The organism is Thaumasiovibrio clandestinus, assembly GCF_047250365.1.
GTDB lineage: Bacteria > Pseudomonadota > Gammaproteobacteria > Enterobacterales > Vibrionaceae > Thaumasiovibrio.
Window position 1 is genome coordinate 57,508 of the sequence record NZ_JBLBVL010000005.1, and the last position, 23,468, is coordinate 80,975.

Annotated in this window: 22 protein-coding genes and 2 pseudogenes; 11 read left to right on the forward strand and 13 right to left on the reverse strand. The window is 44.8% G+C overall.

The annotated features are described in order from the left end of the window. Positions 1 to 36 precede the first annotated feature (36 nt). The 3 genes from wecA (ACKLNH_RS09140) (at position 37) to ACKLNH_RS09150 (ending at position 2,876) form a co-directional block, all read left to right on the forward strand. A complete protein-coding gene (gene wecA / locus ACKLNH_RS09140) occupies positions 37 to 1,128 on the forward strand; it encodes a UDP-N-acetylglucosamine--undecaprenyl-phosphate N-acetylglucosaminephosphotransferase (RefSeq protein ID WP_413111951.1) in 1,092 nt (363 codons plus the stop codon). Between the two features lie 148 nt (positions 1,129 to 1,276). Continuing rightward, on the forward strand, positions 1,277 to 2,074 hold the full coding sequence (locus ACKLNH_RS09145) for a hypothetical protein (RefSeq protein ID WP_413111952.1): 798 nt from the start codon (positions 1,277 to 1,279) through the stop codon (positions 2,072 to 2,074). A 7-nt stretch (positions 2,075 to 2,081) separates the two neighbouring features. Beyond that, positions 2,082 to 2,876 carry a hypothetical protein gene (locus ACKLNH_RS09150; protein ID WP_413111953.1) on the forward strand — a complete coding sequence of 265 codons (795 nt, stop codon included), beginning with the start codon at positions 2,082 to 2,084 and terminating at the stop codon, positions 2,874 to 2,876. Between the two features lie 178 nt (positions 2,877 to 3,054). Here the strand turns inward: ACKLNH_RS09150 and ACKLNH_RS09155 are convergent, their stop codons facing one another. The 6 genes from ACKLNH_RS09155 to ACKLNH_RS09180 form a co-directional block, all read right to left on the reverse strand. Further along, complete coding sequence (locus tag ACKLNH_RS09155; protein WP_413111954.1) at positions 3,055 to 3,663, reverse strand: hypothetical protein; 609 nt, start codon at positions 3,661 to 3,663, stop codon at positions 3,055 to 3,057. After that, entirely contained in the window at positions 3,653 to 4,816 is a 1,164-nt protein-coding gene (locus ACKLNH_RS09160; protein ID WP_413111955.1) for a tyrosine-type recombinase/integrase, read from the reverse strand. Before ACKLNH_RS09160 ends, ACKLNH_RS09155 begins: the two co-directional genes overlap by 11 nt. 264 nt (positions 4,817 to 5,080) lie before the next feature. After that, the gene (locus tag ACKLNH_RS09165; RefSeq protein ID WP_413111956.1) at positions 5,081 to 6,421 is read right to left on the reverse strand and encodes a hypothetical protein; all 1,341 of its coding nucleotides are present in this window, start codon (positions 6,419 to 6,421) and stop codon (positions 5,081 to 5,083) included. A 68-nt stretch (positions 6,422 to 6,489) separates the two neighbouring features. After that, entirely contained in the window at positions 6,490 to 9,564 is a 3,075-nt protein-coding gene (locus tag ACKLNH_RS09170; protein ID WP_413111957.1) for a hypothetical protein, read from the reverse strand. Continuing rightward, positions 9,554 to 11,011 carry a hypothetical protein gene (locus tag ACKLNH_RS09175; RefSeq protein ID WP_413111958.1) on the reverse strand — a complete coding sequence of 486 codons (1,458 nt, stop codon included), beginning with the start codon at positions 11,009 to 11,011 and terminating at the stop codon, positions 9,554 to 9,556. The genes ACKLNH_RS09170 and ACKLNH_RS09175 overlap by 11 nt, the downstream gene beginning before the upstream one ends. Positions 11,012 to 11,704: 693 nt before the next feature. After that, positions 11,705 to 11,833: a hypothetical protein gene (locus ACKLNH_RS09180; protein WP_413111959.1), complete on the reverse strand. Its 129-nt coding sequence runs from the start codon at positions 11,831 to 11,833 to the stop codon at positions 11,705 to 11,707. 313 nt (positions 11,834 to 12,146) lie between these two features. Between ACKLNH_RS09180 and ACKLNH_RS09185 the strand changes: the two genes are divergently transcribed. Next, on the forward strand, positions 12,147 to 12,572 hold the full coding sequence (locus ACKLNH_RS09185) for a hypothetical protein (protein WP_413111960.1): 426 nt from the start codon (positions 12,147 to 12,149) through the stop codon (positions 12,570 to 12,572). 24 nt (positions 12,573 to 12,596) lie between these two features. Here the strand turns inward: ACKLNH_RS09185 and ACKLNH_RS09190 are convergent, their stop codons facing one another. Both ACKLNH_RS09190 and ACKLNH_RS09195 read right to left on the reverse strand, forming a co-directional pair. Continuing rightward, positions 12,597 to 13,838 (reverse strand): type II toxin-antitoxin system HipA family toxin, encoded by a 1,242-nt coding sequence (locus tag ACKLNH_RS09190; protein WP_413111961.1) that lies wholly within the window; start codon positions 13,836 to 13,838, stop codon positions 12,597 to 12,599. A 7-nt stretch (positions 13,839 to 13,845) separates the two neighbouring features. Next, positions 13,846 to 14,154, reverse strand: coding sequence for a transcriptional regulator (locus tag ACKLNH_RS09195; RefSeq protein ID WP_413111962.1), 309 nt, complete (start codon positions 14,152 to 14,154; stop codon positions 13,846 to 13,848). Between the two features lie 1,068 nt (positions 14,155 to 15,222). On the opposite strand from ACKLNH_RS09195, the pseudogene ACKLNH_RS09200 reads away from it, so the two are divergent. The 3 genes and pseudogenes from ACKLNH_RS09200 to ACKLNH_RS09210 all read left to right on the forward strand — a co-directional run. Continuing rightward, a pseudogene (locus ACKLNH_RS09200) lies at positions 15,223 to 15,531 on the forward strand (transposase); the annotation flags it as partial. Between the two features lie 260 nt (positions 15,532 to 15,791). Then, positions 15,792 to 16,067: a helix-turn-helix domain-containing protein gene (locus ACKLNH_RS09205; protein ID WP_413111963.1), complete on the forward strand. Its 276-nt coding sequence runs from the start codon at positions 15,792 to 15,794 to the stop codon at positions 16,065 to 16,067. Continuing rightward, positions 16,060 to 17,295 carry a type II toxin-antitoxin system HipA family toxin gene (locus tag ACKLNH_RS09210; protein WP_413111964.1) on the forward strand — a complete coding sequence of 412 codons (1,236 nt, stop codon included), beginning with the start codon at positions 16,060 to 16,062 and terminating at the stop codon, positions 17,293 to 17,295. The genes ACKLNH_RS09205 and ACKLNH_RS09210 overlap by 8 nt, the downstream gene beginning before the upstream one ends. 40 nt (positions 17,296 to 17,335) lie before the next feature. Here ACKLNH_RS09210 and ACKLNH_RS09215 read toward each other — a convergent pair. Together ACKLNH_RS09215 and ACKLNH_RS09220 are read right to left on the reverse strand one after the other, a co-directional pair. Continuing rightward, positions 17,336 to 17,459 (reverse strand): annotated as a pseudogene (locus tag ACKLNH_RS09215) (type II toxin-antitoxin system RelE/ParE family toxin); the annotation flags it as partial. After that, positions 17,456 to 17,680 (reverse strand): damage-inducible protein J, encoded by a 225-nt coding sequence (locus ACKLNH_RS09220; RefSeq protein ID WP_413111965.1) that lies wholly within the window; start codon positions 17,678 to 17,680, stop codon positions 17,456 to 17,458. The gene ACKLNH_RS09220 and the pseudogene ACKLNH_RS09215, both read right to left, overlap by 4 nt. 210 nt (positions 17,681 to 17,890) lie before the next feature. Between ACKLNH_RS09220 and ACKLNH_RS09225 the strand changes: the two genes are divergently transcribed. After that, complete coding sequence (locus ACKLNH_RS09225) at positions 17,891 to 19,123, forward strand: hypothetical protein (protein ID WP_413111966.1); 1,233 nt, start codon at positions 17,891 to 17,893, stop codon at positions 19,121 to 19,123. A gap of 207 nt (positions 19,124 to 19,330) precedes the next feature. On the opposite strand, the gene ACKLNH_RS09230 is transcribed toward ACKLNH_RS09225, so the two are convergent. The 3 genes from ACKLNH_RS09230 to ACKLNH_RS09240 form a co-directional block, all read right to left on the reverse strand. Further along, positions 19,331 to 19,534, reverse strand: coding sequence for a hypothetical protein (locus tag ACKLNH_RS09230; protein ID WP_413111967.1), 204 nt, complete (start codon positions 19,532 to 19,534; stop codon positions 19,331 to 19,333). A 758-nt stretch (positions 19,535 to 20,292) separates the two neighbouring features. Then, positions 20,293 to 21,384 (reverse strand): UDP-N-acetylglucosamine--undecaprenyl-phosphate N-acetylglucosaminephosphotransferase, encoded by a 1,092-nt coding sequence (gene wecA, locus ACKLNH_RS09235; protein WP_413111968.1) that lies wholly within the window; start codon positions 21,382 to 21,384, stop codon positions 20,293 to 20,295. Between the two features lie 498 nt (positions 21,385 to 21,882). Then, complete coding sequence (locus ACKLNH_RS09240) at positions 21,883 to 22,068, reverse strand: hypothetical protein (RefSeq protein ID WP_413111969.1); 186 nt, start codon at positions 22,066 to 22,068, stop codon at positions 21,883 to 21,885. Positions 22,069 to 22,206: 138 nt separating this feature from the next. Here ACKLNH_RS09240 and ACKLNH_RS09245 point away from each other — a divergent pair, with 138 nt between their 5' ends. The 3 genes from ACKLNH_RS09245 to ACKLNH_RS09255 all read left to right on the forward strand — a co-directional run bounded on the left by ACKLNH_RS09245 (position 22,207) and on the right by ACKLNH_RS09255 (position 23,272). Further along, a complete protein-coding gene (locus ACKLNH_RS09245; RefSeq protein WP_413111970.1) occupies positions 22,207 to 22,404 on the forward strand; it encodes a hypothetical protein in 198 nt (65 codons plus the stop codon). Between the two features lie 144 nt (positions 22,405 to 22,548). Further along, complete coding sequence (locus tag ACKLNH_RS09250; RefSeq protein WP_413111971.1) at positions 22,549 to 22,959, forward strand: HI0074 family nucleotidyltransferase substrate-binding subunit; 411 nt, start codon at positions 22,549 to 22,551, stop codon at positions 22,957 to 22,959. Next, on the forward strand, positions 22,949 to 23,272 hold the full coding sequence (locus tag ACKLNH_RS09255) for a nucleotidyltransferase family protein (protein ID WP_413111972.1): 324 nt from the start codon (positions 22,949 to 22,951) through the stop codon (positions 23,270 to 23,272). The genes ACKLNH_RS09250 and ACKLNH_RS09255 overlap by 11 nt, the downstream gene beginning before the upstream one ends. The last annotated feature ends 196 nt before the right edge of the window (positions 23,273 to 23,468 follow it).

Sequence of the window (23,468 nt, forward strand, 5' to 3'; positions counted from 1 at the left end):
AATAAAAATATTTCCTAAATAGGGCTAGGTAAAGTTATGGATAAGACACTTTTCTTGGAATTTACGATGCTGTTCATTGTAGCGTGGGTCACGCTATATGTGGGTCGTAAAGGTGCCAGATTAGTAGGTTTAGTGGATAAACCCAATGAACGAAAACATCATGATGGGGCGATCCCTTTAGTCGGAGGATTATCAGTAGGGTTAACGGTGATTGCCTTTGCGCTTTACCATAGCGCTCAATACCCGCAAACATTGGTCTATGTTTTTTGTGTCGCCATTTTATTGATTGTTGGCGTGCTGGATGACCGTTTTGATATTAGCTTTAAGTCGCGCTTGGTGGTACAGGCCCTGTTATCATTAATCATGATTAACTTGGCAGAGATTGAATTGCACTATCTAGGCAACCTGTTCGGTTTTGGCGGCATTGAGTTAGGCTGGCTTGGCGCCGTGGTAACCATTGTTGCGGTTATTGGTGCAATCAATGCGTTTAATATGGTTGATGGTATCGATGGCCTGCTCGGTGGCTTGTCGATGGTGACGTTCTTCTCGTTAAGTATCGCGTTATGGCTATCTGGCGATACCGTGCTGGTTTACGCTTGCATGGTATTTGTGGTCGCGATGTTACCGTATGTATTATTCAACCTCGCTATCTTCGGTAAGAAGCGCAAAGTATTTATGGGTGATGCAGGGTCGATGGTGATTGGTTTTTCTGTCGTATGGTTGCTGTTGTCCTCTACGCAAACAGCAGTACACAGCTTAGAGCCAATTACAGTGGTGTGGTTTATTGCCATTCCTTTGTGCGATATGGCATCTATTATGATGCGCCGTATAAAACGCGGTGATTCGCCATTTAAACCAGACCGTGATCATTTGCACCATATCTTTTTGCGTTTGAACTTGAGTTCTCGTCAAACCCTCGCCGCAATTTGTTCGATTGCTTTAATGTGTTCAGGATTTGGCCTGCTTGGGCAGTTACTAGATCTGCCGGAATATTTTATGTTTGGCGCATTTGTTCTGTTATTTGCCGCTTACCATTACACCCTAAGCCATGTTTGGGTACTGACTAAGCGCATCCGTGAGCGTTTGGCGCTGCGTCGCCGTGAGTCACTAGAGCGAGATATCGCTTAGTTATAGACTCGTCTAGCCCAGAATAGATTCGCGTAGATAATGAGCCATCCTCTTAACTAAGAGGGTGGCTTTTCTATTTGCGCGGAGTATGCCGTTTCTTTGTCGGAAGCGGCTTTTTTCATCCACGATTTAATGAAGGATTATTTCAATGAAATTAATTGAAGCTGTTATTCCTGTTTTCCTATGGGTATCGACGCCGGTACTTGCACAAGGCTGTTTTGATGGCGAAACAGATGGCTCGGAGTGGTTCTCCAAAACAATCCATTATCCCACGCCGTTGGTGATTGATTATCAATCCAGTGTGTGGGACGACATTCATCATCTGTTTTTCGACTTTGATGTTGATAAGGTCGACAACCCGCGCTCATTTCGTGTCACTGGTGAGCTCAATCAGCCTATCACTGAGCGGCAGTCGATTTGGGGGCGCCTAGAAGGCTGGTCAGGCGGTACAGGCGGATCGCTTTATCCAGGGCAGTCTTTTCATATGAACCTTAACTTACCCCAGTACTTCGAAAAGTTGGAAGACGGCGAGATATTGCTTGGTCTTGGGCGCAGTGGCTCAATGGAGCATGTCGAACTCAATAGTCTCACCGCGACCTTTTGTGGTGTACGTGTGCTGGACGGGCAAACGGTGTTTGTGGATGCGACGCAACATGCGTTAGGCAGTGTGGATGGGGCCGCGATGTCATGGCCGGTTGAGCCTCAAGTGACGTATGTCGCGACAGTGTCAGGCAATGCCTCGGATGGTCAAAATCGCAAGTTGGCGGGAGTGAGTGTGCAATACAACGATCCGCGCGCACGTGCCAACGTGGTAAAAAACATGATCCCAGATCAGCCGACCTATATTCACTCGGAAGGCGAGTTGCGCTTTTTCTATGTCAGTGAGACAGATGAAAATACCGGCGGTTACACGGTGAGTCTAAAACGTGTGAATCTGGACGAGTGAGGCGCTTATGACTTACCAACGAACGATCGGTGTATGGTTATTGATCGCGATGTTAACGGGCTGCCAATCTGATCACACTGAGGAGGATGAAAGCGATCTTACGCCACTGGAATCAACGGTGACGTTTCCTACTCCACTAACGCTTGGTTATGAGTCCACACAATGGGCAGATATTGAAAAGATCTACTTTGATTTCGGGCATGTGGCGATTGATTCGCCGACGGAACTATCGCTCAATATCGAATTGGCTTCACCGTTAACCCAAAGACAAACGATCACCGCTGAGCTAAAGACGCAAGAGATAGCGCTGGGTACAGAGGTCAGCCAAGGTAGTCAATTTACCATGGAGTTGAACCACCCAGTCTACTTCGATGCTGTTCGTGAGGGCCATATGACCATTGGCCTTGGCCGAATGGGCGCAGCAGAGCCCTTGCTAATTAAACGCATCACGGCGCGCGTGACAGGCTCGGTGCCACCGACTGATGATACGCTGTTTGTTGACCCGGCTTATCATACTCTGGGGCAACCCAACGCTGAGCTCAAGACCTATTACGTGTCACCCGCGATGACCTATCGTGTGCAACTTCAAGGCGAGACCGTCGATAGCCAAGGCTATTCGGTGCAAGGGTTGGGCGCGCGTTACTTTGACCCTAGTGCACAGGTGAATAAAGTGCAGACCGTGATGCCACATCAGGACGCCTTTATTCATACCGATGGCGAAGTGAGCTTTTTCTACATGAGCGAGGACCAGCCTCATCGTGGTGGCTTCACGGTAATTATAGATAAGGCGAACTTGTCGTAACGATAGAGAAATCCATTGTAGATTCAATTGCCCTTTTCGCTGTTAGGCGTTAAGGGCATTCCTGAAGATGTAGGGTGGGCGGGATTATCTACCTGACTAGATATCAGTGCTTGTATGAGCGCAGCACCGTCAGCGATCACTTAAATCGTTAAGATCTGGCTCTAGAATGAACGCTGACCTATAAACGGCTAGCTTCTCTATTCGTCGCCTCCCAAGGCATTGGGAGTAAAAAGTAGCGCCATGCTTTAAGATGAAAACACTGCGGAGCGGCGTTGCCAGTAAAATAAAAGCACTGCTTATCTTTGGCGTTATTAAGCATGACAGCATTCGCGTTATAAGATAGCTCTGCATTAGGTGCACGTGAGTGTTCATACAACGCGAGACATAGAGCGCGGCAGTAAGTAAGGTGTCGACACCATATTTGATCTCTGTCTATCTCATTTTTCGCCTTTAATAGCGCAGCGTAATATTTGATAAGCGGCAGCTCTGGATAGGCGAGGTGAAGAGAGATATCTTCAAACATGGTATCGCGAGACTCTAGAAGTGCTTTGCTATAACGCAAGACTGAGAGCATCAATCGCGGATTATATTGCGCTTTGTCCCAGTAGTACTTGGCTGCGGATTCCAGCTCATACTGGCACTGTAAGCTGGTCGGTATCGCGCCGTCTTGACACAAAAGTGTTTGGATAGAATGGTGCTGCGCACCAAGCGCAAATGCGGCTAGAGAATCAAGATTATGTTGGCTTTCAAAAAAGTGGTGAGGTTGACTAAAGTGGTTAATCTTCATGGCTGCCTCCCATCAACGCTTCAAAGGCTATTCCATCTTGGCGAGAGGCATTTGCCACATACGGCGCATAGACATCGAATAGCAATTTTGTGTCGCTATGGCCGAGCATATGAGAAATGTACAAGGGGTTTTCATGGGCGCTAATATGCAGCACGGCTGAGGTATGTCGGGTTTCATACGCGCGTCGCGGCTTTAGTCCTGCCTTTTTAAGCATCGGATGCCAAACGTGCTTACTGATGTATTGGGTACTCAGCCCATTGCCTGTACTTGAAGGAAAAACAAATGGGCTATCGGTTCTTTTTGCCCATTGGCGTTGCAGTAATGCATACAACATGTCATTCATCTTCAGTTCACGACGCGATTTAGGCGTCTTCACATCACACACTTCCCCGTTGACAAAGTTTTGCCGAATACGGATCAGTCGATAGTCAAAATCGATGTGCTCCCAATGCAAACCATGCACTTCACAGCTACGCATCCCCGTTAAAAACCGCAACAAAAAATAATCTTTCCACTCGTCATCGCAATGGGTGAGAAAACGGTCGACCTCTTCTTTGGTCATTGGCTGTGATTCAGCTTTTTCTTCTTTTAAAGAGCGATAACGTCGCAGTGGGTAATCAAATTTATATTCTTCAGCCGCCAAACTGATAATAGCGACAAGTGGCCACAACAGATTATTGATGCGCCGATTGGAGAGTTTTCTTTCGCCGTTGGGTTTGCGTTGTGCTTGCAGTGATTGGCGGAAATATTCCACTTGAGACAGCGAAACCTCTGAGACCAGTGTATTGCCAAAGTGCGGGATCAAATAACGCTCGAGGTTATTCCATACCACCCCTTGGTAACTGCTTTTCCATGCGCCTTTTTTGCGCTCGAACCACGTGTTGGCGAACGTATCAAAAAACGGGTACAAACGATCAGGCTCTTTGGCGCGTTGTAGCGCTTCGAACTGCGCGACTTTCTTGCTATGCGGGAAGTAATCACGGTATTGAAAGGTGCCCAAATCAATTTCGGCATTCATCTTTTTCAGTGTTGCTTTGGCACTGGCCAAGTTTTTCGGGGTGGCGAGGGTTTTCGTGCCTTCACGAAAACGACGGCCATAGAGATGTAAATCAAACTGAAGTCGCCCATTGGGGCGCACGCGAAGTTGAGCCATGATAGCCTCCATCAAATAGATCTGTCCCTATCCGATGGAATTCGCTAGAATCGAGCCATCGGCTGGGGTTGGTTTAAACGTCCTCGCAGCCGGTACGGGGTAGGGAGGTTGCCGCCTTCCTATCCCAACTGCTTGTCTATTTTCCAATAAGTGGATATTTCCGCCTATTGGTTATAATTACACCATTTACTATATCCTATGCTGTTTTTTTGTCCAGTACTTGTGTGTATTTTTCTGCGCCGTTATCTTCGTAGTACTTCGCGTTTAAAACATCGACTCAAAATCCAAGCTGTGGTTTTCTCCTGTTTTTTTCTGTTTAACCAATCCGGTATCTTTGTGGTAATCCTCTAGCATGCGGTTGAGCTCTCGGATTTTTTGCGTATTTTTAATCAGTTCGACAGAGAGGGATTGCGCCGGGATATGCTTTTTCGCCTCGTCAAAGAACCCCATATACGTTTCGAGGCGGTTGTTTTTATAGATGCTGACTTTCATCTTTTTCATTTCGGTGATATTGGGGATTTTCAGATCGATAAACGATTTTAAATGAAACTGCACAATAAGCTGCTCGTTGCTTTTCATGGCTAAGTTAGACACCAAAATAGGTTTGGTATGGGTCTCATTTTCAACGTTTGCCACTAAGAACGAGTCCTCGTTTTGAATCACAAAATACGCAATGTCTTGAGAACGAACATCAAGGTAATTACGCAAAGTTCGAACTTCATTCTTGAACGGATAGATGTTGACAGTAAAAGTGGAAAGGACGTTAAGCGAATTGGCCACTTTTTGTTTAAACTCATTAAGCCCCTTGAGAGACAGTGCTGAGCATTGCTCTGAGGTTTTGATGATAAGCCGATCGTTTTCTTGACGGAGCTGGATGTCTTTATCTGTGGTGTTCCTGATAACGTGGCTAAGCAAATCGACACCTGACTCAGAGGAAATGAACGAATGCCCGAGTTCGATTTTAAGATTTGTCTTGCTGGTGTCGATTTGATTGTCGCGCATGATTTTGAGTTCTTTCGTTTCTGGATTAAACTCAATCATTTGGAAGGGTAAATGCGGTTCTATCTCATGGATAAGATTTTGACAGGTTGATTTGGTGACCTTTTGATAGTCACGCTGAGTGTCTGAATCAATAAAATGCATGTGCGCGTCAAGAGGGTCATGCGTCTTAATTTGACGGCGACAAGCACGAGCTAATATGGCATTGGTATCGTCTTGCTCATCAAGAAGAGAGACCGCTTTGGTATCGTAGATAACGATAGAGTGATTGGAGTCCTTCAAATGACCGTCAATGTGGAGTGTGATAAATTCGTCATTTGTAAGCCATTGGAGGTCGATAGCCGCTCGAAGCCAGTTTTCAAACACATCACCCGACAGTGAGAATGATCGTAGGGTCTTGCGCGTTTTGATGTCGTCACTTAAATCGAGTGCGACAAAGGAGTATTCAGGCGCATGCCCCCCAACCACTTTGCATTGGTTGTTATTAAAATCAAAACAAAAGCTCGCGCAAAAATCACTGCTCTTGTTGATGAGTTGGGCTTGAATGCGCTTTAAGCTTTCGACAGCACTTCTGTTTATATGTAATTCGACGGATTTCTTCTTCATTCAGATTCCTTTCTCGGTTGATGACGTAGTCAGAGACACTGAGCGGAGTTTGGTTACTCCATGTCATTCTAGTTATGTGTATGGGTCTGAAAATAGGTCAGGTACTCATAGATATAATGCATCGTTTTTGGTGCGAGTGTAATGTTATCTTGAGGGGAGAGTATGATATGAAATTCTGTACTTCCTCCGCGTTTCTTCGTAACAAGGATCGTGTCTTTTTCATCGGCAAAGCATTCGCGTATGTTGGTTTTTTGCCGGGTTGGGTCTGTTTTTCTGTTCACCATGAGTTTAAAGGTCGCGTGAAAAAACTGAAGTTCGGGGACTTTAAAGGCATCTCGAAATAGGGCTCCGTCCTTTTGATTTGTCGACATCTTGACTAGAATGTATGGCTGCCCATCGTTGTCGACCAGTTCCATACTTCTCACTCTACGTATCTCTTTCTCCCATTTTTTACGCGAAATCTCAGGTTTATGCTTGTTGGAATACGCCCAAATCGTGCTGATGTCGGAAAAGTTAAACTGGTCTTTATCGTGATTGAATTGCTGACAAAACAGCGTTTTAAGTAAGCTGTGTTGAACATTAGGAAAAGGGTGACAATCCGGTTGATTTTCTCTTAGCGTGTTATCCCATAGCTCCGTTAGTAGGGTAGTTAAGTGCGACGTTGGCACAGCAGTCGGTTTGGTTCGGGGCTGTTGAGGAAATAAGTGATTGCGAAGGGCTTCTTCGGAGAGGTGCAGTGACCATTGCTTTTTTTCTTCTGTTGAAAGCTGCGCATACTGTGCGTCTAACTTCGCGATACGCCGAGAGAGGTCGTTCGATCCTTGTTTTAATCCCAATAGCCAGCACAGCTTGGCGCGGGTGTAATGTTTCTCTTCTTTTTGATTCCCATCTTTTCGATAAAACGGATAAAGCCAATCAATGCCATGGACATAGTGCTTACGTGTTGTGGCGTAGTGTTTGTGCCCAATCTCCCGAGTGATCTCTTCAAACAACACATTATCATTGAGGTTAAGTCTGTCTTGCTCTTCTAACCAATGCTGGAATTGCGCTTGCAATACGTCTTGGGTCATCAAGGCTTGCAATTTGGCGGGTAATCCCATGTCGGTATCAACGGTAAAGTTGATGAAGTGCAGGCTTTGAAGGAGGTAGACAAAGGCACCAGAATGTCTCAAGTGATGGAAGCGGACATCTTCACCACAAATGGCTTTAATCGCTTTGGTGGCGGGTAACAAATAATGCAGCTGCCGTGACGTCGTACTTTCATTTTCGAAACCAATAAGTGGCATTTGTGGGGATCGGCTGATAATCCCCCCACGAGCCGACAATCTTGGCTTGATGGTTATGCACATGCGGATAAGTGTCGCAAATTCAGGGGGAAGGTATATGTGCACCCATCGTGATTGTTTGCTTTTGGGTTTTCCTTCCTTTGTCTGCGTAATATGTAGCGTAAAATATTGATTGTCATCTTGGCTATGATGCGGATCTACGTTCTTCGCGGCCCAGATGTCTTTAATTCGCAGCCGAAGGATCTCACCGCGTCTGAGTTTGCCAAAATACGCAAGAATGACCGCGGACGCGCTGAATAAACGTTGAAAGAAGTGTCCTTTTTGATGACTGAGTAAGGCATGAACAATCTGATGCAACGCGTCAATAGAGATGAAGTTTGCATCCACATGGATAGGCATGATGGGGTTGTGCAGTTCGTCTAAATTAATGTGATCGGTTAAATCTTGCGTCGTTAAAAACTTAAAGAAGCGATGGAGTTTTTGTTGTGAACTGGGCGTGGTGAGCTTTGCATACGTGCGATGTGCCCAAGCCATGAGTTCATCATGATTTTGGCTCGCTTCAAAGCTCAATGGGGATGATTTAAGTATCTTCGCTAACCCTGAGTATTGAGTCAGTGTATTGTCGCTAAGCACTTGAACTCGCTCACCACCGTATAAAATCAGGTTTCTTACAAATAGTGCCGCGAGTTGAGGCAAGACATTGTGCCTTTGCCAGCGTGTGACGTCGTAGTTGATTGGTTTTATTCTGTTCTTTTTATAGTCATTGAGTAGCTTCTGGTGAGGCCATTGTTCTTTTTGGTTGGGCGCGATTTTTTCATACCACTTGTCATCCCAGGTTTGTGTATAGATGGCATCGAGTTGTTTTTCTTGGTTGAGAATGCGGGGAGGGTGCAGTTCATAGGCGACGTGTCTGGTCGGGTAAGCGATGTCTTTTAAGAGTGTCGGCACCACATCGTCGCGATAGTACCAAACCGCTTGAAAGAGAAAATGCAATTGTGTCTTGGAACAAGGTTGAGTAGATGAATTCACCATTGGGAATGGCTCAGCGCCAGTGATCAGTTGACTAGTGAAGGCATGAAGCCGATCTCTGAGCGGATTGAGTCCCATCGAGGCATGAGAAAGCGTGGTCGCCTTTTGTTCATAGAATGTGGTTAAAGCGCGATAAACCAAAAGCGGTAAGTGATAGCGAGTAAACGATGGTTTTTCTGCTTCTTTGCCTTTGCGACCTTTATGTTGATGGTCTTGAGTGTGTATCAGACGCAGATAGAGATGGCCATCTACGATTTCGATGCAATCTGGCGACGTGAGTATTTGATGGAGATAGTCGAGAGGTAAAGGGGCAACTTCTAGTGCAACCATTAAGGCGACCTGCTCTTGGCTAAGTGGGTCGCTTTTTTTAAAGAGGATCTCTAATGACGCGTTGTATCCTTGAAGAAGGCGATAGGCAGCGTGCGCATGAGCCGTTATGTTTTTAAACAGCTTGGCGTCGTGATCGATCAGCTTCTTCTCTTCTTTTTTCGGTACTTCCCATCCAAGCGCATGGTAGAGGTACAATAAAATAGCGGTTAGGGCGTTTTGGTAATTCGCTTTGAGCTTTGCCGGTTGGTGTCTCCATTGTTGTCTGATATGACTAACTGTGGCCTCTGTGATGTGACGGCGAGCTTCTTGATTTTTTGGCCAATGGTGTAATACCCACGCTATGGCTTCTTCTGAAGGTGTCAACGCATGGTTTTGCTGTGCGTAATGAACAATGTCGTGGGAAGAGAGCGCACTCAATATAGGAGAAGAGCTCTTGAGGTCGGCTTTATCGTCTTTGTGACTGATCGAGGAAACGGTGCGCTGTGCATTATCTGACATAACACACCTTTTGTAAGGTGAAGTTCGATGCAATACAATTGACGTGTTGAACAAGCTGTTGGCGATGCAGGGGGAAGACATGATCATTGCCGATATTTTCACCGACGTTCGCGTGCCCCATCAGCCTATCGAGTTGAGAGTTACTCAAAGAAATGGGGGAAATATGTTCGAGAGCGAATTGAGCAAAAGTATGCCGGATCGAGTAGGGTTCAAAGGTCGCCCCTCGTTGTTGTAAAAACTGGCTCAATAAGCCGGCTGAGACACATTGCGCTTTTTTATTGTCATCCATCAGATACCACAATACGTCTTGCTTTAAATGAAAAGCTTGTGCGGGTAACTGCGTCGTTAACCGTTGTTGTAATTGCTGATGTTGATGAATTTGCTCAGCAAGGTATTCACTGATGAAGATCTCACGATAATGCCCTTTATCGCTCACGCTAGCTTTTTTCCCTGGGAAGTAACGCCCAGTTTTAATACTGATATGGTGGGTGGGGCGTACGCCAGTACAGATTAAAAAACACAAGGTGAGATGATAGGTGCAAAGATTATAATAAGAGAGGAATGCCTCGAGAGAGCGATCTTTCTCAATCAGTATGGAGCGTGAATGGATGTCGTTCTCCAATTGACGAAAGAAGCTCGCTAAGATCACCACTTCAACGCCACGCTGGCTTCCGATGATGAGCGATGTCTGCGCAGAACTTGGCTTGGATTCACCTTCGCGATATTCGAGCTGTTCAATACTGTTAGCGTTGAGTGGTGCCGGGACGTTTTGTATTAATGTGGTATCCACCAAGTAGACGCGCTCTTTTTCTGATCGTTTTTTTGTCAGCCTTTCTATGGCAAATTTATCTTCAAAATTTAACGCTCTTATTTCAAAAATTAAGCGCTCAAGGTAGTGTTCATGGGCCTGAAATATTTTCGCTCGTATTTGGTCACTGCCTTCTTGTTGGTAATATCGTGCATGGTTGTGATGAACCCGATGATGCTGATGAGAAAGCACATGTCGAGGGAGTGCGGAAAGGCTATTGTCGTTTTGAACGCATATATTGAAATAGTTAATGAGATTATCTTTTCTGCCTACGGAATGCTCCAACTTGTCCAACCCGTGTTGTTTCCAACGTTTCTCAATCATGGTTTTGAGTTTGACTTTTTCTTTCTGGCTTAAAAAGCAACGGTCATAGCCTTGTTTGGAAATAAACCGCTGAAAAAAAGGATTGAGCCGAGAGGGGACCGGTTGCCACAAATAGACGGTGCAACCCTCTACTGGATAGGCGACAGCGTATTCAACCCAAGAGGTGGCTCCGTACATGACGGTTCGAAACGCATTCTTTTGACACGTTTTGTATGCTTGTTGGCGGAAAAGATCAGGTAGAGTGTAGTTTGAAATTTTAGCACTATTGTCTTGCTTTCTTAATGAAGCCAGCTCTCCCGTGAGCCATAGATACATGAACACAAAAAAGAATTTTTCTCGCGTTTTAATCGGGAGTCGATGGTGATTTAAATTTTTGAAAATGCGGGCAAGGGAAGTGACCGTGAGCTTGGCTTCAGGGTAAGGGCCACCGCTTTGTTTGTTTCGGTTTTTTCTTTTTTCGTTCGCAATATAGCCCAAGAACCGCCTCTTATCATCGTGTCTGAGTCAAGTGTTTTTCAATGTAAGGTGCTTAAATTATTAACATTTTAGATAAAAGCAGGGGAGGATGTGAGAGGTCAAGAGAAAGAGAAGAGTTGGTTGTTATTTGTTCGGCAAATGTGAACCAGCCCACATAAAAACAGCCGAAAGGTATGAACAATTCCCACTAAACACTGCGCGTTTTGAAGTTGAATTCGGGCCTAAGCTAGGCATTGCACAAAGAGCGAATAATTAAAAGCAACTGAAGGCTATCCATGCAAAGATAAAAAGTCGTTGCCAGGGCGTCTTATATAAATTCAGCACGCAGCGAGTTAATAATCATGCTGTGGTTATCGTTGGCGACGTGAGCTGCGCCAAACTAGTAAAAACCAAGAAGGCTAAGTTCGTTTTGGAGTTAAACACCATAGGAATATAAAACGATTGCGCGGTCAGTCGTGTTTGAAGTGATGAGCGATCCCCCCTGCTTTCGCTGAGGAAGGGAGTCAATGTCGATAAAAACGCGATGCGTTATTACTTGTCGTACTTTTTAAATGCTTTTTTCTCTAGCTGCTTATCGCACCATTTTTCAATGTTTGGTGCATACAGAGTGAAAAGGCCAATAGCGATGGCAATGCCACTGATAGCATAGATAAAGTTCATACACATTTTCCTTCTTTGATGTATTAACCATACTGCTGAATAAGTCAGCAAGCAAGTATTGTTGGTATCACACCAAGCCAATTTCGTTGAGAGTGACCGAGCATGGCATCATGCGCAGTACTAACAGTCGTAGCACAGTGTCTTTTGTCAAAATACCGCACTGTTTGTCATCTTTCCCTTTAAATCAACCGTTCGGGGAAGTGAGGAGCTCATTTCATTTTTATGGCGTTTCTCAATACGAGCCTTATCTTACGGCGTTTAACGCATTGTGCTATAAATGACCTAATGGCATTTTTGAATCGAGAAGCAGGCTATGAGTAAAAAACCGTTGTCAGAAAAAGAGTTGCTTAAAGGGATGACACCTCATACTGCACATGCTGACGAACTGACTACCTTTGACCCTAAAGAGCGCGGTTTATTGGTTGAAGGATCCACTGAAACGTCATGCGACGTGTTCAAGGTTATGGTGATTGACTACCATGCAACAGGTGAAGGTCGCCATGTATATATCAAAACCGGCACAGAAGAGTCGTTCAAAGAAAAGGTAAATGAGTGGCTCTATCAGGGGGCGGAGGTATACACCGTAGAGCGCTGGCTCGAGTTGGATAGAAACCCACACATGAGCAACGATCAAAATTCTAACCTAGATACGCTTAAAACCTTTGCTCCTGTATTGTGGGATGCAATGAAGGAGGGTGTATCAATGCTTGTTGATGTTGAGTATCACTGGACTGAGTGACATCATGCTGCATATCGGATGGGCTTATGGGACAAGAAAGCAGTCCCGCATTAGATCACGATCTCCTTTCTCTATCCCTGCTTCTTCTGCCAGTTCTTCCCATCGTGAAACGGCGGCGACCACTCGTTGATAGATGCCATCAGCTTTCTTTGCTTCTAGCTGAAAATACTCTGCGACCTCAAAGGCTAGTTCAACCTCAAGAGCATTGCTCACGTCATCAATGTTTAGGTGTAAACCTGTGGCATTCGGGGTGGGGTTGATGTCATACGCCGGTGATAACTGCCAGCCGGTCGTATCAAAAATGAATCCATGATTGCGCAGATGGTCATCACTATTTGAAACCATAATATTGAATAACATTCGTGTCCAAAGCTGCTCTAGGTCTTCTTGCGTGTTTGACCCGTGCTGGATTAAGAACTCCGCCAGTTCTAAATAACTTGCCCCATCATCATTACCATCAAAGTACTCAAGTTGAGTCATAGCCGATGTGAAATGAAGCCTGTTGCCATTATCTTTACGGTCAAATCGTTTAGTAAGAAAGATATGATGATGCGAGCCAATGGCTTGCACCTTGGACTCAGCCATGTTGATACCTGCATCCAGAGCCATTTGGTAAACAACGTATTCCCACAGCCCTATGTCGTAGTCATCATAACGGCTTGGAAATTTTGCTATCCAGAGTGTGCTGTCAACATCCCTCACAGAGGCCTTGGGGCGCGCACCGCCAAGCGATGAACCGGGTGAGATAAGCATGTTTAGCCATCTGAGATAATCTGGGTTCTCGAAGTCTGGTTTATTCTCCACGCCCTTTGCTGCTTGTTGTAGCTCTGGTAACGATGTCATCGCGGGTGCAGCCAAGTCCTGATTATCATCAAGGAACGGTCCGTCATGCTTCGTACGGAAACGTAGGGCTCCCATACGATACGAGTCATGTACTCCCAACAAGTAGTCAGTTTCAAACAGTTTTCTGGCTCTGCGCTTTTCGTTGCGAGCGATGACCGCTTCCCTGCGTTGCATCAGCAACCGACCCCAGCGATCAGGGCATGAGTCCAGAAAGACTTTGAAGTTTTTGTCATCTTCTCCGTGCTGCTCTCCCACGTAAAGCTTAAGGGTCGGATCGATTTGGTGTACGTATTTGGAAGCGAGCCAGGCATCATCGTAACTAAAACTGAAATACTCCTTTCCACGTACCACAGTGGAGCGAAACGTACCGACGAACATCGATTCCTCGGACTCGAGCCAATCAGCGTAGACGTAGATTTCCATGTGGCCCCTACCGTTTTCTTTTTAATAGTTCTATATCTTGAAGCTTTCGCCCAAGCTCATCATCGAGTGCTACCTTGCCAAGATCCGTTAAGAGGCCAAGCACCGCCAGTACATTAACATAGTGACCAATAGATACTGACGGATCACCTTTAGCTATCTTTCGCAGTGTCGGCTTGGAAATGCCTGTCCTCTTGTGCATCATGTCCTGGTTTATTCTGCGGCGCTTCATGGCCAGCGTTATGTTTTCGCCCAAATTGTGCAGAATTTTCATGTTCTTCGGAAACACAACTGCTCCGCGTTTAGTTTGATTGCTCATAATGAGACTATAATTTCACTAATTCAGTATATGTGAAATTATAGTTTCATTTTCGCAGATTGGTCAATGATTTGAAGATAGCAAAGAGCATGAAAGTACAAAATGTAACTATGTTTTCATCAATGAATGCTAATGTGAACTCCCAGTTTCATTTTGACGTCAATATCGGTAGTTATCGGCACGTTGACCACAGAGTCATATTTTTCAAGCTTTACCACCTAGAGTCCAGCACTAATAGCCATCAAAAAAATTTTTTTGCACATTAACTAAATGATTACTAAGTCTTCCTATAATTGCGTGCATGTGTCTTCAGTCCGGTAGAATCTTACAGTATTTAAACGATCAGGCAGCCTGTTACATAACTAAAAGCTAGATAGGGGTTAATTAATGCTTGCTCAAAGGAAGTGTGACCATTTTTCGAACCCCGCAAAACAAGTTGTTATAGCCCCGTATGATCCAAATTGACAGAGCTAGGGTGTAGAACATCAACGGCTTATCTTGACTAGAGCAAGTTGTTATTGCCCCGTATGATCCAAATTGTCACAGCTAGGGTGGAGAACATCAACGGTATACCTTTGAGTAGGGCAGATTGTTATGGGCCCGTATGATCCAAACTAACACAAATAGGGCGTAGGACGGCAGACCAGCCCCTTGCGGCTAGCGGTATCCAACTAAGCGGTAAAAAAGAAGAGTTAGCGGCTCTGTCCGTTATATTGGAAGCTCGTGTCTTTACTCACGAGTAGTTCACAACCTCCAGAATAAAGGGGCTTGGGGGATTTACTACAGTTATTTCTTGTTATGATTCCACGCCAAACCATACTGGAAAAACAATCTACTTTTTTAGAACAAAATTAGACCCCCGACTAAATTCGTATAAACCGTACTGCCTGAACAACCACTGATAAACAAACTAACTCTAGCTAGTTGCTACCATAAAGCCTACATGTGTACGTTAATGACAATCTGAGGACACAAAACGCTTAAAACCTTTGCTCCTGTATTGTGGGATGCAATAAATGAGGGTGTATCAGTGCTTGTTAATGTGAGTATCACTGGAATGAGTGACCTATCGACGCAACAGGCTTGAAAGTCTTCGGTGAAGGCGAATGAAAACCAAGAAGCATGGCGCAGAGAAGCGTCGTGTCTGGCGTAAACTCCACTTGACTGTTCATGCGGACATACATCAAATCATTTGTGGCGAACTTTCAACTATCCAATGTAACAGATGGAGAAGCACTACTAGGTCTCTTAAAACAGACGCATCGAAAGATAAAGTCTATATCAGGAGACGGCGCATATGATACGCGCTCGTGTCATGAAGCCATCAAGTCCCCAAAAGCGAAACCTCTTGTTACACCGCGTATTGGCGCAGCATATTGATAGTCAGGTAACCCATAAACTAATCCGCACCGACAGATGCTCGACCTGACGTATTCAATTAATATTGCCTGTTGTTGGTATATTGATTTCTTCTTGTGCTGCGGAAAGCGCGTATACCTGAAAGGTGTCAGCCTTGTTTCTATTCTGCCATTATGATAGCAAATAATGCCAAAGAACTCATTTATTGTCACTATAGTGGCAATAAAATCACAATTGCTGTTATAATCGATACCATAGTAGCAATTTTCGAGGCATGTATGTTATCTCTTTATACCGCTTATGATTTGCAGATGGAGCTCAAAGAGTTTATCAAGTCCGCTCGGAAAAAAGATAAACTCAGTGTTCAGAAGATGGCCGATCTCTCTGGCGTGCCTTACGCGACGATCCGAAAATTTGAGTCATCTGGCAACATCTCATTGCGTCAATTTCTCATGCTTTATGAAACAGTCGGTGACTTGAAAAGAGTGAAAGAGCTGACAAAGTCGTCTGAGCCTGAATTTAAATCAATAGAGGATGTGCTTCGACATGCTTAAGTCAGCCCTAAAAGTAAAACGAACGCTTAGCACAGGTGAAAAGGTACTTGTCGGCAAGCTCGTTGAAAATAGTAAGCAAAGCTTCTTTCAATTTGATGAAGCTTATTTAGGCGCTCACTCAACCTCTCTGGCTCCGTTCAATTTAAAGGCTGATACAAGCCTGCAAGTTGCGCCTAAAGAGCCGCATTACGGCATTCATGGGGTTTTTGGAGATAGTCTCCCTGATGGTTGGGGTCTTTATCTCATGGATCGTGTATTTAGACAGAACGGTCATAACCCAAAGGAAGTTACTGCCCTAGAGCGTTTGGCTTACTTAGGTGACAGATGTATGGGTGCGTTGAGCTATGAGCCTGAATTAGATTTACTTGATGAGTCCAAGGAGTCGATTGATATCATTACTCTTGGCCGAGCAGCAATCGCGGAGTTTGAAGGCACCGAGTCTGCTTTGCTTGAGCACTTGATGAATACAGGTGGATCGGGTGGTGCTAGACCCAAAATGAACGTCACGCGTCTATCGAATGGGCAATATTCAACATTAAATGACGCACTAGGAACAAAGCTTATCGTAAAGCTGACATCTGAAAAGTTTGACTTGAAGCACTCTGAGTCATTAGTTGAATATTGCTACATGCAGATGGCCCGTAATGTCGGCATTGAGGTTCCTGACTTTGATTTAATTGATGCGGGTAATGGACGATTTTGGCTAGAGCAGGAACGATTTGATTGCACCGAGCAAGGCGGCCGAATCCATATGATTTCTGCGTGTGGGTTGTTAGACGCACCGTTTCGAGAGCCATCTTTGGACTACGTGGATTTAGTTAAAGCTACGCGCATCATGTGTAGTGTCACTGAGTCTCAGAAGCTCATTAAGCGCTGCCTGTTTAATTTTCTGACGGTTAACCAAGATGATCACAGTAAGAACTTCAGTTTCCTTGCCAGTGACGCCGATAACTGGACGCTATCGCCTTTCTACGACATTGTTTACAGCCCTAATCCTTACAAAGAGCATATGACGGCATTTGGTGGTAATGGCCGAACGCCAAAGAGCGCACTAGACCAGTTAGCAGCTCAGTCGGGGTTGTCTTCAAAGAAAGCAATTATGGTTATGGCTGAGGAAATATTTGAAACAACACGCTCGTTTAGTCATGAGGCCAAACATCTGGGCTTGTCACCTAATCTAATCAAGGAGATTGATAAGGATATGGTAGAAAAATTTAAGGCGCTGTAAGCGTAGGATGAATCAAATTCGCTATGGCTTTTTAGGCGATGATTAGTGGTTGCTCAAGTAAATTTTCTACTTTAGCTTCGATGATTTCGGAAGTTTTGTCTGCCGCAAAGAAACTCAAAGATCTTCTCACGATCATTTAGCGATTCTTCTTCCCATAAAATCATTGTTGACCTTGGCTACGAATCTTTGCTTTTCGTTCAGACATTCGTGCTTTTGCTGAGTCATGGTCAACAAATGAAGCTTTTCCTGAGTCAAACTTCTCAAATGCTAGGTTTACTTGTTCAGTTAACCAAGCGTCGCTAAGTGTGCGCCCTTGGCTCTCGGCCATTTGCTGAGCTAAGCGTTTAATTTCTTCATCAACACGAAATTGAATTCTAGTGTCCATGAGTTGCTAAATTAATGTGCGCACTGGCGTCAGACAAGAGCAATTAACAAGCGTTATATTGCTAAAATAGTTAAGAGGACTTTATGGAAGAACAGCCTTAAGTCTACTTAAATCAGCTTATGCGATGATCAAAGACCCACCTCACTATTGTGTTCTATGTATGGTACTGTATTTTATTGATATATATCCAAACTTCATTATAGGGGATCTATGAAACTCTCTGTTGTCCATCAATCAGCGAGCGAAACGCAATCTAAAGAATGGCAAGCTTTTACCAAGCTTTGGCACAAAATTGAGAAGGCTGAACAGCGTAATCAACGTTATGAGCTAAAGCTGTCAAAGTTCTGCACCTATTTCAAGCATGAGGTGTTGAGTAGTGAAAGAGAAATTTGTGATATCACAGCAGAGCTAATCACGCATTTGATAGGTTTTGTGCCGCGTAAAACCATTAAAGGCGCTAAGCATGAAGAGCTTTTGCGGTGGATAGAGGAAGAGTTGCAAACCTTAGAGTCCAATCCATTTCAAGCGCATGACACTGTAGCCATGCGTCAGGAGCTGACGCATGCCATTAAGAGCAGCTTGCCACCCCCCCCCGATGTGGAGCCTGATGAGGTTGATATTGAACGTTTTCGAGACATGCTCGAAGACATGTTTGGTGATGATATTAACGTCACTGATGAGCAAATCAAGGCATCCATTCTTGATCATGACGTTGCCCAAAGCTTGTTGGAGCAGTTAGTCCAGCAGAGTCGAGTACGCTCAGAGCAGTGCTGGGAGGGTGATGATGAAGAGACTCAATTTGCTTGGGATGAAGATGACAGCGGTGAGTCATTTCACCATCAGAAGAATGAGGTACCCTCTGAGGTGGTCGCGCAACTTTTTAGTCGTAGTGGGCTAAATAAATTGTATAAGCGGTTGGCCTCTTTATTTCATCCCGATAAAGAGCGTGATCCTACTCGTCGACAAGAGAAGAAGTCACTGATGCAAGTGCTCTCAAAAGCAAAGAAAGAGGGCGACGCCTTTACGCTGCTGAGCCTAAGCCAAAAATGGTTACCCGATGTCGAGTTAAACCTAGACGCGTCATCCATGGATGCCTTGGTTGTTGTGCTAAATGGACGTTTGAGTTGTATTGATCGTGATTATAACGAGATGAAAATGGGCGACGCTATCGAAAGTACGGTTTGGCGACGTTTTGGTGGTGGGAACAAAAAAGAGCGTGAACGCACGATTGAGAAGTATCGATATTCACTGCAATCGGAGGTGGAAGACTTACGTGGGGTTATTGCACAGGTAAGAACGGTAAAAGCGATGAACGAAGCGCTGAAAGCGCGACTTGAACGACACAACTCGTTGAGTGCTATTGATCTTATTCAACAACTGGCGATGAATGAAGAGTTTGTCGATTTCTTTGATAAGGAGTTTGATGGCTTCGCGCCTTTCTAGCTTAGCAAAACAGGCGTAAACCATCGCTGATGCGAACGGTGATATCAGCTGAATTTGCGATAGCAATTGAGGATATATGACCAAGACCAATGTAATGGACAACGCCTTCAACATGGCCAACTTCTTGTTTGTATTTAGTAATGCACCAACGTTAACGATGAATAGACTGGGGATGGCATCCCCTTCCGTTACATCGAGACCTATGTCCTACCATGCAAATGGTAAATACTGATCTGCCTTCACTCCAACACCGTTCTTACCTAAACCAGAATAACCACCGACTTGATAAGTACTTTGCCGTTCAACCAAATGACGAAAAGAGAGGGGGGCTGCTGTTATCCACAAAAATGTAAAGTGGAGAGGCCGGTGATTAACCGCCAATGACAGCAAAATGTTAGCGAGCGCCACCAAAAACGCTGCTCAAAACACGCACAACATGCAGGCGTTCATCTCAGTAAAATCAGCACCGCTCGCGTCTCAATCGTCCTTTTTAAGACCAAAAAGTGTCTCATGGGGTCGGGGAGTGTTGATATAAGATTATGATAGTTAAGGGCTAGTTAGGGTGTTGCCCAAAAGCGTGAATAGGCTGGAACCCTTGGCGTGCCGCTCGAAGGAAAAGAAGCCCTTTGGCGTTACCACTCAGGCATGGCTACATAGCAAGAATAATCATAACGGCAACGGCGGTGATAGCGATGGCGATGGTCACTTGAGCGCGATGGCTGAGCATGTTAATCCCTCCAATGGGCGTTGCATGGGTTCTAACTGACTAAACATCAGTTTAGCAGATTTGGTTGTTCATACAATCACCATTGACGGTGTCGCTATCGCTGTCGCAATGATGATCTGGGATAAGTCGAGACTGGCCTTCTTTTATTCTTTATGCGTCAGCGGTAATAACAACGATTGTGCATCGATGAGCGCATCATAATCATTGCGACATTTCTTGTGCGCATCGTTCACATTCACCTTATCAAAGTTCGGTAAAAGCCCGGTCTTTTTTATAGGGTGGGTTGAAAGTTAGTGGCGTAAATCGAAAGCCTCTATTGTCTTTGTGATTGTCTTTTTGATTGTCTCTGTGATGGTATCCAGATAGATATACCGAGAAGGGGGTTTGCTATTTTGAGATGAACGCTATTGTGCAATGGTGGCGTCGCAAGATCGCGCCAGAGCTAGGCGGCATTTTGCTTTTGGATTGCTCTACGCCGTTTTGCTTGGCGTATACGTAGTCGCTTCGTGAGTACCCAGATATGACTTAACGTGTAGTGGTAAGCGCAAAAAAAGGCGATAAACGCACTGAACATGAAAGACTCTGGCAGCCCTAACACCTGACCAGCTAGGCCAAAGCTTGAGCCGATGAGCGCAATAGAACAAATCGCCGCCAAGGTTTGGCGCGAGCTTAAGTTCAGACGCAAAAAGATATGGTGCAGATGCTCTCGATCGGGTTTAAATGGCGACTCACCACGCTTTAAGCGGCGCATCATAATTGAGGCCATGTCGCATAGAGGGATTGCAATAAACCATACGACGGTGATGGGGGCGACACTGTGTGCGGCTGTTTGTGTCGATGACAGCAGTAACCAAACGATGGAAAAGCCTATCATCATCGATCCCGCATCACCCATAAACACCTTGCGCTTTTTCCCAAAGATGGCGAGGTTAAACAGTACATATGGCAACATAGCGACGATAAACGCGAAGCAAGCATAAACTAATACCGTATCCCCAGACAGCCATAACGCAACGCTCAGCGAAAAGAACGTTACGATCGACAACCCGCCCAGCAAACCATCGATACCATCCACCATATTGAACGCGTTAATGGCGCCAATAACCGCAACAATGGTGAGAATCGATCCAACCCAACCCAGTTCAATCCCACCTAAGCCGAATAGGTTACCGAGATAGTGCAACTCAATGTCGGCAACGCTAAACATGATCAGCGATAGGGCAGCTTGAACAAGCAAACGCACTTTAAAGCTAATATCAAAACGGTCATCGAGCACACCAACGACCAGTAGAACGGTAACACAGAAAACGTAGACCAGCGTCTGGGGGTATTTGCTACTATGGTAAAGCGCGAGCGCGCTAACGGTTAAGCCTACAGATAACCCACCCACTAAAGGGGTTGCTCCATCGTGGTGTTTGCGCCCATCGGGTTTGTCTACTAAACCTACGAGCTTAGCGCCTTTTCGGCACACATAGAGTACTGTCCACGCCATAATGAACAGCATTGTAAATTCCAAGAAGAGCGTATCATCCATAATATCGCCGAGCCTACTTAGGTATATTCTTATTGTGGGCTATATCAATCATAGCTGTAACTAATAATAGACATAATAGCTGTGCTAGCAACCGTAGCATCATTGTCAATTATGCTGAAAAGCGACATATTTATTGCAAGATTTTGTTATGCATCACATGCATGTGTTTGATATAAAAGTTTTAATTAAGGATGAGTAATTAACCTTTAGCATGGGGGATTTTTTAACGTAATGACTAAAATATCGGTTCAGATACGTCGCGTGAGAATGTTTCAATAGACATTTCAATCCAACGCCGGCACTCGCTAGGCGTGTTTCCTCACACAGTCGTCTTTGCCAGTCTTGGAGTCTAGTGGTCGTAGCAAATCTAACAACGTATTGTTAGGGAGCATGAACAAAGTGGCGCTGGCATCCGTGATACAGGAATCACTGCGCAATACTTTGCTCTAAATGCCATGCATAAGAATGGATCAACACTAATTTAATGGGTTGGTATCACTATTTATTGCACTGTTCATTATGCGAATTTAAGCGATCTTCGCGGCGCATGGCTTTGGCTTGTCTGTCGTACTCGTCGAGCTGTTTGAGCCAATTGACGACTTTCTTCCAATACACTCTTAAGCCTGAGCCGAGCGGTGTTCCTGGCTGTTGATGCTTTAGCGAGACTGATTTTGATAGATTCATGTATATCACTCCAAGGCTCATGACGACGCGGCATAACGATTTGATTTGAGTTATGCCTCAGATCAATACTAACGAAACGGATGAATTTTAGTGCGTTTTAAGGTGGTTATGTCAGGATTTTACTGATTATTCTCATCGATGGAGCAAGTTCTCAATATTGAATATGCCACGGTGGAAGTTGGTTTTGATCAATCCGCACTGGCACACGAAACGATAAGAATTGGCAAGAAGAGTCACGGCTTCTTGCTTGCATCGCAACAGATGTTGAGCATGGGTTCGCACTCTGTCGTTTGCATTTGGCCCATGATGATGAATTCACTGCTGAAGATTGGTTGATTAATGCAAAGCGAAATATGATGGCATTATTGGCGCTGTGTTCATGAACAAGCGTCATAATGAAGACATGACAATTCGTTAATGATTAGGTAAGTTAAGAGCCAACATTGAACGTAATTCGGACTTTACCCCTAGGCAGCTAATATGGACTCAAATCCAGACCGTTGGAAGCAGCGACTGCAGAACTTAATAAAAGCGCAACAAAGGCTTAAAAGAGCATGCGCTCAAGATAGCTATAACGAGTTAGAGCTGGCTGGGCTGGTGCAAACTTTTGATTTTTCTTTTGAGTTGACATGGAAGACGCTAAAAGACTTGCTGGAATTTGATGGTTTTGATGTCGCTTCTCCAAGAAGTGTTTTTCGAACCGCGTTAGAAGCGAAGCACTTGTCGTCAGAGCAATGTGAGATTATGTTAGAGGCATTAATTAAGCGCAATTTGCTGTCTCACACCTATGATGAAGAAAATGTCCTTGAAGCTCAAACGCTAATCTTAGAGTCGTTTTCACCTGTGATCGAGCAGATAACTCAATATTTAGAGGCAAAATGTGGGCAATAGTTGTTTAGACAAACCTGCGTCTGTAGGTCTTAAGCCACATCAGTATCAGCTGATTGAGGGAATTGTCCTAAGCCACGATTTAGTCACCCACGCATGGATTTTCGGCTCTAGAGCGTTAGGAACCTATAAAGATAACTCTGACATCGATATTGCCATCGAAGGTAACGATATCTCATTAAGTGTTGTCGCAGAGTTGATAGACAGCTTAGAGCAATCGTCACTTCCATTTAAGGTTGATTTATTGGTGAAGCATAGGATCACATCGCGTGAACTGCTTGACCATATTGAAACGTATGGAATAAAGCTTAAGTAATCAGTGTGAATTGTTACTTAACGGCTTGATATATCCGTGGGCAGCGGTAAGGCGCTGTTGCCTGACTGTCACACACCTCAAGTCATGTTTGGGTGATCACAAAAAGTTGCGTGATCACCAAACCTTCCTTGTACAACGGTTAACTCTTTTTGCCTAGATGCGGCTGTTTAAGGCACTCCCGTCTTCCTCATCTAGT